Source organism: Streptomyces sp. NPDC052721 (assembly GCF_040678315.1).
Lineage (GTDB): Bacteria > Actinomycetota > Actinomycetes > Streptomycetales > Streptomycetaceae > Streptomyces.
Genome location: NZ_JBFATL010000043.1, coordinates 22,575 through 35,276, shown reverse-complemented (window position 1 = coordinate 35,276; position 12,702 = coordinate 22,575). Strand labels below are relative to the sequence as shown.

Here is a 12,702-nt window from a genome sequence, read left to right as displayed (position 1 = left end):
AGGCGGTAGGGCGGGATCACATGTGGGCGCCGTGGCTGGGCGCGGTCGCCGGGGCGTGGGCGAGGAGATGGCGGACGAGGACGAGCAGGGTCTGAACGCCTGAGCTGGAGATCCGGGCGTCGCACCGGACCACCGGGATCTCCGGGTCGAGGTCGATGGCGGCCCGCACCTCCTCGGGGTCGTAGCGGTGCCCGCCGTCGAACTCGTTGAGGGCGACGATGAACGCCAGCCCGCGTTCCTCGAAGAAGTCCACGGCGGCGAAGCAGTCCTGCAGGCGCCGGGTGTCGGCGAGGATGACCGCGCCGAGCGCGCCCTCGGACAGCTCGTCCCACATGAACCAGAACCGCTCCTGCCCCGGCGTGCCGAACAGGTACAGCACATGGTGCGGATCGAGGGTGATCCGGCCGAAGTCCATGGCGACCGTGGTCTCCATCTTGTTCTCGACGCCGTCGAGACTGTCCGTGCCGACACTGACCGTGGTGAGCAGCTCCTCCGTGCTGAGCGGCGCGATCTCGCTGACCGCGCCCACGAAGGTGGTCTTGCCGACGCCGAACCCGCCCGCCACCAGGATCTTCAGCGCGGTCGGGAACGGGTCAGAGCTGTCGTCGTAGTCCATCGAGCACTGCCTCCAGCAGAGACCGGTCAGTGGGAGTGTGGTGGTACACGGGCGGCTTGGTGGTCAGCGCGCCGCAGTCGACCAGGTCCGAGAGCAGCACCTTGGTGACCACGGCGGGCAGTTTCAGCTGGGCGGCGACCTCGGCGACCGAGACGGGCGCGCGGCACAGGTCGAGCGCCTGCGCGTGCTCGGGGCCGAGGTAGCCGAGCGGGGTGACGCCGGTGGTCATCACCTGCGACATCAGGTCGAGGGCGATGCTGGGTTCGGTGCGGCCGTTGCTGACCGTGAAGGGCCGCACGAGCCGTCCGGCCGCGTCGTCCAGCCAGGGCCCGTCGCCGGCTGCGGCCACGCTCAGGGCCTCGTCGCCGTGGATTCGACGGCGTGCTGCCGGGGCGCGGTGACCAGGTAGGGGCGGACGCTCTTGACCAGCATCGCCATCTCGTAGCCGAGCACCGCGGCGTCCGCCTCGCGGCCCGCCAGCACGGCGAGACAGGTGCCGGAGCCGGCGGTGGTGACGAACAGCAGGGTGGCGTCGAGTTCGACGACGACCTGGCGGACGTCCCCGCCGTCGCCGAACCGGACGCCCGCGCTGCGGCCGAGGGAGTACAGGCCGGAGGCCAGGGCCGCCATGTGGTCGGCGCTGTCGGCGTCCAGGCCGTGCACGGACTTCACGAGTCCGTCGCAGGACAGGAGCACCGCGCTGGTGGTGTGTGGTACGCGCTGCACGAGGCCGCTCAGCAGCCAGTCGAGGTCGGATGCGTGGACGGTCGGCGCATCGCTCGCCATGGTGGATCGACTCCTTGGGGTACGAAGATCAGCAGGAGCGCTGGGGGTGGGGGTGGGGGTACGTCGTACGGGTGCGGGGGCGGAGGCGGTCATCCGGCCGGGGCGCTCCCCTCGGTCCGGCCGGTGCCGCGAACGCCGTCGACTGCGGGCGCGTGGGCGTGCGGCTGGGGTATGGGGGCCGGGGACAGGGGGTCCGGGGCCGGGTGGTGCGCGGTGGTGGGATCTGCGGTGGTGGGGCCCTGCGTGGTGAGGGGCTGGGCTGTGTGGTCTGTGGACGTGTGGTCCGGGCCCATGTGGTGCGCACCCGTGTGGCGCGGGGCTGGGCGGTCCGGGCCCATGTGGTCCGCACCCGTGTAGCGCGGGGCTGGGTGGTCCGGGCCCCCCATGTGGTCCGCACCCGTGTAGTCCGGCCCCATGTGCATCAGACCCGTGTGCGGGCGCGACGGTGATGGAGTCACCGTCTCCTGGCCCGTGTGCTGCGTCCCCATCTGGTCCGGACCGCCGTGCTCGGGACGTGCGCGCGTCGGCTCGGCCGATCCCGGCGCGGACGCCGGCAGGTGTGTGCCTTCCATGGGCCCGGCATCCATGGGGGCCGAACCCATGTGCCCGTACGCCGTCTTCTCGTACTCCGGCTCCTGGAACCCCGGTTCACGGAACTCAGGCCCCCGGGGCTCCGGCTCCTGGAACCCCGGCGCCCGGAACTCCCGCTCCTGATGCTCGGACTCCAGGCTCTGCTGGGCCTCGGCGAGTCCGATGCCGCGCTGGAAGGCGGCCATCAGACCCGGGTCGTGGCCGGCGACGGTGTCGCTCTCCTGGCGGGGCGGCGGGCCGCCGCGCAGCTGGGGCACGATGTGCTCCTGGGCGCGCCGGCGGGGCAGTTGGGGCTTGTCCATGGTGCCGCGGACCGGGACGCGCGGGGTGGGCAGGACGCCCATGTGCGCCTCCACCGCCGCCCGGTCCTCGGCACTGATGCCGGGCACGGCCTCCGCGGGTGTGGGCCGTGTCTCTTGGGCACCGCGCACGGGAAGGGGGGCCGGGTCACCTCCGTGCCGCCCGCGCGCACCGCTCTCGGTCCCACGCCGCCCCGATCCCCGCTGGGCGTGCCGCCGCCGCCCGGTGGCCGCGGCTTGCCCGCCGCCGCTCCCGGCCTCGGCCGTCTCACCGGCCCGGTCCCCGCCGCCCGACGTGGAGCCGCGCCCGCCTTCGGCGACACTCCCCGCTCCAGTACCGTTCCCGGCACTTGGCGGGGGCGGGGGCGGGGGCACTGGAGCCACCGCCCCCGCCAACTGCGACGGCCCGGCCTCCCCCGGCCGCTGCGGCTGCGGTACGGCGGTCCCGGCGCCCGCGCCCGGCACGCCCGGCGCGTTGCCGAGCAGGGCCTGCGGCACGACGAGGACGGCCTGCACCCCGCCGTAGATGTTGGTCTGCAACCGCACGTGGATGCTGTGCCGGCGGGCCAGCTGGGAGACGACGTAGAGCCCGATACGGCCGTCGGCCAGCAGGCTGGCGACGTTGACCTGGTCGGGGTCGGCGAGCACGGCGTTCATCCGCTCCTGCTCGGCGACGGGCATGCCCAGCCCGCGGTCCTCGACCTCCACGGCGAGGCCCGAGGTGACGAGGTTGGCGCGGAGCAGCACCTGGGTGTGCGGGGCGGAGAACACCGTGGCGTTCTCGATGAGTTCGGCGAGCAGGTGGATGACGTCGGCGACTGCGTGGCCGCGCAGTTCGCCGTCGATGGGCGGCACCAGTCTGACGCGGGAGTACTGCTCGACCTCGGCGATGGCGGAGCGCAGTACCTCGGTCATGCTGACGGGGTTGCTCCACTGCCGCCGGGAGACCGCGCCGCCGAGCACGGCGAGGTTCTCGGCGTGCCGGCGGATGCGGGTGGCCAGATGGTCGACGTGGAAGAGCCCCTTGAGCAGATCGGGGTCCTCGATCTCGTTCTCCAGGTCGTCGAGGATCGAGATCTCGCGGTGCACCAGGGACTGAAGCCGCCGTGCGAGGTTGACGAAGACCTCCAGCTTCTGCTGGCTGCCGGTCTGGCTGGAGAGCTGGGCGGCCCGTACGACGGCGGTGACGGCGCCGTCGTACGCGCGCGCCAGGTCGGCGGCGAGCAGCTCGAAGTCGTCGGCGTCCGCGGGCGGCCGGCGGCGCGGGCCGCGCTGCGGCGGGGTGTCGCCCTGCCGCAGCGCGTCGACCAGGGCGTGCAGGTCGGCCTCGCCTCGCGCGGCGGTGCGGCGCAGCGCGTCGACGCGGTCGGCGACGGAGCGGGCGGCACGGTCGGCGGCCACGGCGGCGATCAGGATGCCGGCGACGGCCACGGCGACCGCTCCGGCGAGCACGGCCCACAGGAGGGGGCCGGTGCGTGCGCCGGTGGAGCGGATGCTGAACAGCACCGCGGCGGTGGCGCTGAGCGCGACCGCGAGGGGCGGCAGGACGGCGAGCCGCATCAGCTGTGGCCGTATGTGTGTTTCGGGCAGTGCGGGAGCGGGTCGGGCGACCGGTCGCCCGTGCCGGCCGCCCTCGCGGCGATCGGCGCGGGCGGCCGGTGCTCGGAGGTGAGACATCTGCGTCCTGGTACTGGTCCGTCGGGCCTGTGTGCTCGTGCGGTGCGCGGTGCCGGCATGCGTGGATGCGGGCATGCGTCATCGCTGCCGGCCGGCGGGACCGGTGCACCCGGCCGCGCGTCGCCCGACGGACACTCACAGTAGTTGCCTGAGCATCATGTGCGGTGGGCAGTTGACAAAGTCACCCGAGCAGGGTCCCGCTCTGGTATGAGGCGTCGTACGAAAGTCCGATGACCGCTGCTCGATACTGGACCGAGCCAAGTCAAGAGCGATCCGACCTGGTCAGAAGCGGTCAGGAACGGAACAGTCGGCTGATCGCCCCCCACCGCCGGTCCCTCGCCGCGCGGCGCACACGCGCGTGGCGAACACCCCCGGCGCCGCCTCCGCGGCCAAGCCCCGGAGTTCCGTCGCGCTGCCGCGCACGCACCCGATCATCACTCAACGTGTTCGCTTTGGCCTTGACCGGGGTAGGGGCGGGAGACGGGTGTACGTAGTACGGGTGCCGCGTAGATGTACGCGCGCGGGTGCTGCGCAGGTGTACGGCGGCGGCCCGACCGACCCCGTAACCCGTCTGTTTCCCCCAGCACGGAGGGGAGGCTGTGCTTTCTCGGCACGGTCGTCCGGCTCGGCGACTCGCGCGTGGCGAGCGTCCCGGCCGACGACCACACGGCCGTGGTCCGGGTCGCCGAGGTACTGCACGCGCCCGACGCCCTGAAGCGGCTCGGCGGGAGCGAGGTCACCATTCAGCTGTCGGACGACCTCGAACCGCCGGCCGTCGGCGACGCGGCGGCGTTCTTCGCCGACGGCGCGGTCTACGGCGAGGGCCTCGCCGTCCAGGAGGTCGGGCGGCTGCCCGCCGACGCCGTACAGCCGCATCTGTCCCGCGCGGCCAGGACCGCCGCCCCTACACCTTGTCGGCCAGCCCGTGGGGCCCCGCGTCGGCGGGGGCGAAGCGGTCGCCGTGGCCGACCCCGGCCTGGCGGCCCCGGCCCTTGGCGGTGACGTCCTCGATCGTGGTGACCGACACGCCCTCGCGCTGGAGCGTCTCGGCCTGGTCGGGGGTCACGTAGGCCTCGATGGAGCAGCTCCCGTCGTCGGCGCGGCGAGCGAGCCCGCCGACGTCGGGGTGGGTGTCGCGCAGGAGCGCCCGCAGGGTTTCGGCATCCCGGGCGGTGACACGCACGCGCAGGATGGGCTGGGGGGTGGTGGACATGACGGCTTCTTCCGCAGGGGAGACACGCGGAGACGGCGCCCGGTCGACAGCACAGGCTGCGAGCGACGAAGACTGAGCGGTTCACGGCTGTCCACGGCTGTATGCCATGTGTACGTCGTATTCTCAGGGTCCTCCGGGGCCGTAGAACGCGTCAAGGGGCGCCTCGGGCATGCGGCCGAGCAGGCTGTCGAGGCCGTTCGTCAGTTCGCGTTCGTCGTCGTAGTCGGCGAGGTGCGGGACCAGGGCGCGCAGCCGCGGATAGTCCGTGGCGGACAGCCGGTGCAGGCCGAGGCGCAGCACGGGGTCCGGCTCGGCGGGGTTGTCCACGGCCTGGCGTTTGTCCACGAGGAGACAGCCGAGGGTCCAGGAGACGAAGGTGCGGTAGATCGTCAGCGCGGTGGGGTCGTCGAATCCGGCGCGGGCGAGGACGGCGAACATGTGCTCGGTGAGCTGGAGCCAGGGCTCGGGTCGCCGGGCCACGGGCACGGCGAGCGGACGGACCGCCACCACGGGCAGCACTTCGGGATGGGCGTGCACCACGCCGGCGAACGCCCGCGCGATGCGGCGCAGTTCGGTCCGCCAGTGCGGTTCGGTGGCCGCGTCGGCGCGAGCCTGCTCGACCGAGGTCCGCAGCCGTTCGTTGACCTCGGCGAAGAAGGCCTCCACCAGGCCGTCGAGCAGCCCTTCCTTGCCGTCCGTGTACCGGTAGAGCGCCATCGGCTCCACGCCCAGGTCCGCCGCCAGGCGGCGCATGGTCAGGGCCGCCAGCCCTTCTCGGTCCACGAGGGCGACGGCCGCGGCGAGCACCATGGGGCGGCTCAGGCGCCGCCGCCTCTCCGGTACGTTGCGCTCCGCCATGACCGCACTCCGCGTACGCCGTACATTTCCTTCACAATCGTACGTTTTAGCCGCGGAATCGGGGCCACCCGGCTCGGTCGGCTCAGTCGCCGGTGTCGCGCACGGGCGGCTCCGCGACGAACGCCCCCACGGAGCGCCAGGTGCGCCGCACGTCCCCCGACACGCTCCGCCACCACGCCTCCGCCGGCAGCTTGCCGGCGGGTTCGAAGGGCTCGCCCGGCCGGGGCAGGGCCACCGCCTGGCCGGCCTCCTCGGCGGCCTCCTTCGTCCACTCCCCCGGCTCGGCCCAGGGGTGCGGCGCGAGGTTGAAGGTGCCCCAGTGGATCGGCAGCAGAACACCGTGCGGCGCGCCGCCCTGCAGGTCGAGGTGGGCGCGCAGGCCCTCCTCGGGGGTCATGTGGATGTCGGGCCAGAACTCGCTGTACGCGCCGATTTGGATCATGGTGGCGTCGAACGGGCCGTGCGCGGCGCCGATGTCCCTGAAGCCGTCGAAGTAGCCGGTGTCGCCGCTGTGGTAGATCCGGTGCTCCTCGCCGGCGACGGCCCAGGACGCCCAGAGGGTGTGCTGGGTGTTGCGCAGGCCCCGGCCGCAGAAGTGGCGGGCCGGAGTGGCGGTGAGGGTGAGGCCGCCGACCCGGGTGGACTCGTGCCAGTCCAGTTCGCGCAGCCGGTCCGGGGAGACGCCCCAGTGTTCGAGGTGGGCGCCCACGCCGAGCGGCACGGCGAACAGGGTGTCCGTGCCCGCCAGCGCCTTGATGGTGGGCAGGTCCAGGTGGTCGTAGTGGTCGTGCGAGATGACGACGACGTCGACCGGGCCGAGCGCGGCCAGCGGCAGCGGCACCGGGTGGAGCCGCTTGGGCCCGGCGAAGGGGAACGGGGAACAGCGCTCGCCCCAGACCGGGTCGAACAGGACCCGGTGGCCGTCGATCTCGGCCAGCACGCTGGAGTGGCCCGTCCAGGTCAGCCGCAGTCCGGTGGCGGGCGGCTTGGCCAGGTCGGCGAAGGTCGTGGGATGCACCGGGACGGTGCCCTTGGGGGCGCGCAGCGGCCGGGTGTCCTTGTCCAGGAACACCTTCGCGAGGTCCAGCGAGGAGCCGGCGGGCCGGGTCCGGGCGGGGCCGCCGGGGTTCTGGAAGACGCCGTCCTTGAAGTGCGGCGAGCGGCGGATGCGTGCCATGCGCTCACCTCCCGGGTCCGCTCCGAACGCAGCGGGCCGCAGCGCGCGGAGCCCGGAGCTCGCGGAACGCAGACCGGTCACGGTACCTCCCGGTGGAGTGGGTGAGGTCCCCCATTATGGTCGGCCCCACCGGCAGCGAGGCCACGGAGGGGTGCGTCCGCCCGCTACTGATGATCGGTTCAGCGCGTTGACAGGGCCGGGACCGGCTCCGGATACTGACTCGCCGTTCAGTTGATCACCTCACCCCGAGGAAGCCCTCATGACCGGCCCCACGACCACCCCTCCGGCCGCCCCTCTGCTCTCGCTCGTCTGGACCGATCACGTCACCGGTCGCCAGGGCTTTCTGGTCGTGGACCGGCTGGTGCGGGGCGTGGCGAGCGGCGGGCTGCGGATGCGGCCCGGCTGCACGCTGGAGGAGGTGGCGGGGCTCGCCCGCGGCATGACGATGAAGGAGGCCCTGCACTACAGCCCCGAGGGCCGCTACATCCCGCTCGGCGGCGCCAAGGGCGGCATCGACTGCGATCCCCGGGACCCGGAGGCGTACGGCCTCCTCGTCCGCTATCTGCGCGCCATGCGGCCGTACATCGAGAGCTGCTGGACCACCGGTGAAGACCTCGGCCTCACCCAGGACCTGGTGGACCGCGCGGCGGCCGAGGCGGGCCTGGTCTCCTCGATCCAGGCGGTGTATCCGCTGCTGGACGACGAGGTGACGGCCCGCAAGCGGCTCGCGGACGCCTTCGCGGTGGAGGTGGACGGCATCGGCCTGGACGAACTGGCGGGCGGCTGCGGGGTCGCCGAGTCGGTGCTGACGGCCCTGGACCGGGCGGCGGTGCCGTATCCGGGCACCCGGGTCGCCGTGCAGGGCCTCGGCACCATGGGCGGGGCCACGGCGCGTTTCCTCGCGCGCGCGGGCCTGACGGTCGTGGCCGTCGCCGACATCAAGGGCACGATCGCCAACCCGGCGGGGCTCGACGTCGAAGCGCTGCTGGCGGCGCGGGACGGCTACGGCACCGTGGACCGCGGCGCGCTGCGCCCCGGCGACCGCGAACTGCCCGGCGACGCCTGGCTGTCCGCGGAGGCGGAGGTACTGGTGCCGGCCGCCGTGTCGTACGCCGTCGACCGTGCGAACCAGGAGCGGATCCGGGCGCGTTGGATCGTCGAGGCCGCCAACATGCCCGTCGTGCCCGAGGCCGAGACACTGCTCGCCGCGCGCGGGGTGACGGTGCTGCCGGACGTGGTGGTCAACTCCGCGACGAACGCCTGGTGGTGGTGGACCCTGTTCGGCGACATCGGCGCGGACGCCGACGGGGCCTTCGGGCACATCCGGCGCTCGATGCGCGCCCTGGTCGGCCGGATGCTGGACCGTGCGGCGGCCGACGGGACGACCCCGCGCGTGGCCGCGCACGCCCTGGTGACCGACCGGTTGCCGGTGATCGCGGACCGGTTCGGGTGGTACCGGTGACGGGCCTGCCGCGCGACGGCTTCGGCGGCATCGGGGTCAACGACTAGGGTGACCGCGTGGCGAGAGTGCGGTTGAGCGTGGCCGAGCGGCGGGAGGAGCTGCTGCGGGCAGCCATCGGGCAGATCGAGGCGCGGGGCGTGGCGGCGGTCAGGATCGCCGACGTGGCCGCGGCCCTCGGTGTGAGCAACGCGCTGGTGCTGTACCACTTCTCCACGAAGGAGAAGCTGGTCGCCGCCGCGTTCACGTACGCGGCCGAGGACGACCTCGCGCGCCTGCGCAAGCTGCTGGGCCGGCGGACCACCGCGCTGCGCCGGCTGCGGGCGGCGGTGCGCTGGTACGCGCCGACCGGGCAGGCCAAGGGCTGGCGGCTGTGGATCGAGGGCTGGGCCGTGTCCCTGCGCGAGCCCGCCCTGCGGGAGGTCACCCGGGAGCTGGACAAGCAGTGGAAGGCGGCGATCGCGGACGTCATCGCCGAGGGCGTCGCGGCCGGTGAGTTCGCCTGCGCGGACCCGGCCGGCACGGCACTGCGGCTGACCGCGCTGCTGGACGGGCTGGCGGTCCAGCTGACGTCGTACCCGGGCGCGGTGCCCCGGTCCCGGGCACAGGAGTGGGTGGACGACGCTCTTGCCCGCGAACTGAGTCTGGAGCGGGAGGCGTTGACGGACCGGCAGCGCTGACGCGGGGGCCCTCCCGGAACCGCCGGCGCGACCGGCATGCCCGCCCCGACGGGACCCCGCCGTCGACGGCGTCCTGGTGCCGAAGGTCGACCGGTGGGACCCGCCGGCGCTCTCCGTGTCCGGCACGGTGCTCGCGATCGTCGCCCAGGCGCCGAACGTTCGCGCTGGGCGACCGGGTCTTAAGAGCACGGCCCCGGGCAGTACTGGTCGCATCCGTCGACCTGCCCGTCACCGGGCGCTTCCTCCAGGTCGAGCCCAAGCGGCCGGCCCTCGCCCTCGGACCCGCCCTGGAACCTCCGCCGTCGCGGAACAGCTGCTGCCGAACCCGCCCCGCAGACACCCCGCCCCCCGGCAGCGGCACGCCGCCGGGGAATCGCCGACAGCCACGCCCCGCCCACGAAGCCCAAGCGGCCGGCCCCCGGCCTCCCACCCGCCCTGGAACCCTCCGCCGTCCCGGAACAGCTGCTGCCGAACCCGCCCCGCAGACACCCCGCCCCCCGGCAGCGGCACGCAGTCGGGGAATCGCCGACAGCCACGCTCCGCCCGCGCTGCTGGACGCGGTCGTCCGGCTGCTGCGCCTGCTCGACGAGCCCCGCGACCGGGCCGTACTGGCTCCGCTGGTCAGACGCGAGATCCTGTGGCGCATGATCACCGGCGATCAGGGTGCGCCGGCTCGGTCTGGCCGACAGCGTCCTCAGCCACGTCTCCCGGGCCGTGCGCCGCATCCGCGAGCACTGCGTGGAGCCCGGCTGCGGGAGGCCCGGCTGCTGCTCGCTCCCACCCGGGCGGCGTCACCGGGGTCGGCCAGCGCGTCGGCTAGGGCAGCCCGTCGCGGTTCAGCCGGGAGTACCGCCGCCGGTTCGGCACACCTCCCCGCCAGGACGCGGCCCGCCGGCTGAGCGCCGTACGCGCCCCCGTGGGCGTCCTGCCCCGAGCGGGCCGGACCACGAAGGGGGTGCGTTCTGTCCGGGGAGCGGCGAGGGCCCGCGCCGGTGGTGCCGGCGCGGGCCGTGGCGGGTCGGTGGGGTCAGGCCACCGAAGCGATCCGCATCTTGATGTCGTCCGGTGACAGCGTGCCCTTGGCGGTCACGTGGTCGCCGGAGGACTCGCCGCGCAGCCGGCGGCCGATCCAGGGGACGAGGTACTCCCGGGCCCACTGGACGTCGTCGCGGCGGATCTCCAGCGTGCCCCGGGGCGGCAGCGGCGGCCACGGCTGCTCCGGGTCGGCGGGGACGTCCAGGCCGAGGACCTGTCCCGCGCGCAGCGCCACGCGCGTGTGCCCCTCGGGCGAGAGGTGCAGCCGGTCGGTGTCCCAGGCCCTGCGGTCCTGCACGGACTTGAGGGACCACAGGTCGAGGACGGGGCAGCCGTACCGGTCGGCGATGGCACGGACATGCCCGTTGTAGGTGGCGATCTTGCCGCGGAGATGCTTGAGGACGGGGACGCCACGGGTGTCGAAGCCGGTCGTCACCATCACCGTGCCGGCCGCCTCCGTCAGCCGGGCCACGGCCCGTTCGAAGCGCTCGGCCACCTCGTCGGGGTCGGTGCCCGGACGGATGATGTCGTTGCCGCCCGCACAGAAGGAGATCAGGTCCGGGGCCTTGTCGATGGCCTGCGGCACCTGGTCGGCCACGATCTGGTCCAGCAGCTTTCCGCGCACGGCGAGGTTGGCGTACTGGAAGTCGCCCTCGGGACGCCGGTCGGCGAGGAGCACCGCGAACCGGTCGGCCCAGCCCACGAACGCCCCGTCGGGGCCGGGGTCGCCGACGCCCTCGGTGAAGCTGTCCCCCACCGCCACGTACGACCCGATCACTGATCTGCTGTCATTCTTCGAATCGTCTGCCACGTCGGACCATGATTCACCTTCGGATGTGACCTACGCGACCGTAAGCAGGACTTGACGAATGGTGAGATGAGCCACTCTTAAATAGTTTGCAAAGCCAGGAATAGAAGCTGCACGGTACACCGAAGGCCGGACCCGGGGATCGTGGGTCCGGCCTTCGGGGGCGTGTCAGGCAGGTGGTGAGAGGGGCGCGGGCGTCAGCCGACGGCGACGCCGTGCGAGCGGAGGTAGGCGACCGGGTCGATGTCCGAGCCGTAGTCCGGGGTGGTGCGGATCTCGAAGTGCAGGTGCGGGCCGGTCACGTTGCCGGTGGCGCCGGACAGACCGATCTGCTGGCCCGCGGTCACGGTCTGCCCGGCCGAGACGGAGAGCTGGGAGAGGTGGCCGTACTGGGCGTAGTGGCCGTCGTTCAGCTTGATGACGACCTGGTTGCCGTACGCCCCTCCCCAGCCCGCGGAGACGACGGTGCCCGCGGCGACGGCCTTGAGGGGGGTACCGGTCGGGACGACGAAGTCGACGCCGGTGTGGTAGCCGCTGGACCACATGCTGCCGGCGACGTGGTAGCCGGTGCCGACGGTGGCGCCGGTCACGGGGAGGGTGTAACCGGCGGAGGCCGGCTGGGAGGCGGGCTTCGGCGCGGCCTGCCGGGTGGCCTCCGGCGCGGCGGACGGTGTGGACTTCGGGGCAGCCGGCTCCGCGGTGGCCGGCGCGGTCTTCCCGCCGATGCGGAGCTTCAGGCCCGGGTGGATGACTCCGGGGTCGGCGCCGATGGCCTGCCGGTTGTCGTCGTAGAGCCGCTGCCAGCCACCGCTGACATGCTGGTCCTGTGCGATCGTCGCGAGGCAGTCACCGCTGCGCACGGTGTAGGTGCGCGCGCCCGTGTCCTGCTGCGCCACGGCCTTCTTCACCGTGCCGGGGAGGGTCTGCGCGGCCGTTCCGGAGGCGGACTGGGCGGGGGGCGCGGCGTGCGCTCCGGTGGCCCCGAGGAGGGGCAGGGCCAGGGCGGCGCCACCGGTTCCGGCGACGGCGAGGGAGCGGGAAAAACGCGGGGTCTTGGGACGTCGGTGCTTACCCTTGGCAGGCATGGCGCAATTCCTCTCCGGCGCCTGCGAGGTGAGCTGTCGGGTTCGGGCTGGAGCTGCCCGGCCGTGCGCGGCACGGCTGCACCCCTAGCCTGTCGCGGAGACCGGACAGGCAGTCCTACCTGGTGGGTCCCCCGCTCCTGCCGACGCGGGTCATGTGTGTGGGGAATCCGGACGGCGGCAGGATTCGGCGTTCCGCCCGGGTCGGTGGCGAACGTAAGCGAGCAGGAGGCGCGGAAACAAGCAGCCGGTTCCCGTTGTTCCGGTTCCTGCTGATCGGATACGGGAATTCACGGTCACCGAGTGTGAATTCCCGTGCCCTTCTCCTTTTCAATTCGCCTATGGGTACTGGAATTACGTGAACATGACGCGCGACGCACGGTCACCGATATGACCCTCCTCACGCGCCGGTTCCCCAGAT

10 protein-coding genes, 3 pseudogenes and 1 riboswitch are annotated in these 12,702 nt (G+C 73.3%); of the genes and pseudogenes, 4 read left to right on the top strand and 9 right to left on the bottom strand.

Annotation, left to right across the window (positions count from 1 at the left end; genetic code table 11):
- Positions 1-16: 16 nt before the first annotated feature.
- The 7 genes and pseudogenes from AB0L21_RS31675 to AB0L21_RS31645 form a co-directional block, all read right to left on the bottom strand.
- Positions 17-616: an ATP/GTP-binding protein gene (locus AB0L21_RS31675; RefSeq protein WP_365708567.1), complete on the bottom strand. Its 600-nt coding sequence runs from the start codon at positions 614-616 to the stop codon at positions 17-19.
- Positions 594-965: a DUF742 domain-containing protein gene (locus AB0L21_RS31670; RefSeq protein ID WP_365708569.1), complete on the bottom strand. Its 372-nt coding sequence runs from the start codon at positions 963-965 to the stop codon at positions 594-596. The genes AB0L21_RS31675 and AB0L21_RS31670 overlap by 23 nt, the downstream gene beginning before the upstream one ends.
- Before the next feature lie 2 nt (positions 966-967).
- Positions 968-1,402, bottom strand: a complete 435-nt coding sequence (locus tag AB0L21_RS31665; RefSeq protein ID WP_356341184.1) for a roadblock/LC7 domain-containing protein — start codon at positions 1,400-1,402, stop codon at positions 968-970.
- A gap of 716 nt (positions 1,403-2,118) precedes the next feature.
- Positions 2,119-3,969 (bottom strand): annotated as a pseudogene (locus AB0L21_RS31660) (ATP-binding protein); the annotation flags it as partial.
- A 904-nt stretch (positions 3,970-4,873) separates the two neighbouring features.
- Positions 4,874-5,182, bottom strand: a complete 309-nt coding sequence (locus tag AB0L21_RS31655; protein ID WP_365787885.1) for a hypothetical protein — start codon at positions 5,180-5,182, stop codon at positions 4,874-4,876.
- Between the two features lie 123 nt (positions 5,183-5,305).
- Complete coding sequence (locus tag AB0L21_RS31650) at positions 5,306-6,040, bottom strand: TetR/AcrR family transcriptional regulator (RefSeq protein ID WP_365708575.1); 735 nt, start codon at positions 6,038-6,040, stop codon at positions 5,306-5,308.
- A gap of 82 nt (positions 6,041-6,122) precedes the next feature.
- On the bottom strand, positions 6,123-7,298 hold the full coding sequence (locus AB0L21_RS31645) for an MBL fold metallo-hydrolase (RefSeq protein ID WP_365708576.1): 1,176 nt from the start codon (positions 7,296-7,298) through the stop codon (positions 6,123-6,125).
- Positions 7,299-7,476: 178 nt separating this feature from the next.
- Between AB0L21_RS31645 and AB0L21_RS31640 the strand changes: the two genes are divergently transcribed.
- The 4 genes and pseudogenes from AB0L21_RS31640 to AB0L21_RS31625 form a co-directional block, all read left to right on the top strand.
- A complete protein-coding gene (locus AB0L21_RS31640; RefSeq protein ID WP_365787883.1) occupies positions 7,477-8,679 on the top strand; it encodes a Glu/Leu/Phe/Val dehydrogenase dimerization domain-containing protein in 1,203 nt (400 codons plus the stop codon).
- A gap of 56 nt (positions 8,680-8,735) precedes the next feature.
- Positions 8,736-9,356, top strand: a complete 621-nt coding sequence (locus AB0L21_RS31635; RefSeq protein ID WP_365708580.1) for a TetR family transcriptional regulator C-terminal domain-containing protein — start codon at positions 8,736-8,738, stop codon at positions 9,354-9,356.
- Positions 9,353-9,652, top strand: a pseudogene (locus AB0L21_RS31630) (AraC family transcriptional regulator N-terminal domain-containing protein); the annotation flags it as partial. The gene AB0L21_RS31635 and the pseudogene AB0L21_RS31630, both read left to right, overlap by 4 nt.
- Before the next feature lie 106 nt (positions 9,653-9,758).
- Positions 9,759-10,287, top strand: a pseudogene (locus AB0L21_RS31625) (AraC family transcriptional regulator N-terminal domain-containing protein); the annotation flags it as partial.
- Between the two features lie 96 nt (positions 10,288-10,383).
- On the opposite strand, the gene AB0L21_RS31620 reads toward AB0L21_RS31625, so the two are convergent.
- Positions 10,384-11,169, bottom strand: a complete 786-nt coding sequence (locus AB0L21_RS31620) for an SGNH/GDSL hydrolase family protein (RefSeq protein ID WP_365708627.1) — start codon at positions 11,167-11,169, stop codon at positions 10,384-10,386.
- Between the two features lie 227 nt (positions 11,170-11,396).
- Positions 11,397-12,284 (bottom strand): peptidoglycan DD-metalloendopeptidase family protein, encoded by an 888-nt coding sequence (locus AB0L21_RS31615; protein WP_365787881.1) that lies wholly within the window; start codon positions 12,282-12,284, stop codon positions 11,397-11,399.
- Positions 12,285-12,289: 5 nt separating this feature from the next.
- Positions 12,290-12,484: riboswitch (cyclic di-AMP (ydaO/yuaA leader) on the bottom strand.
- Positions 12,485-12,702 lie beyond the last annotated feature (218 nt).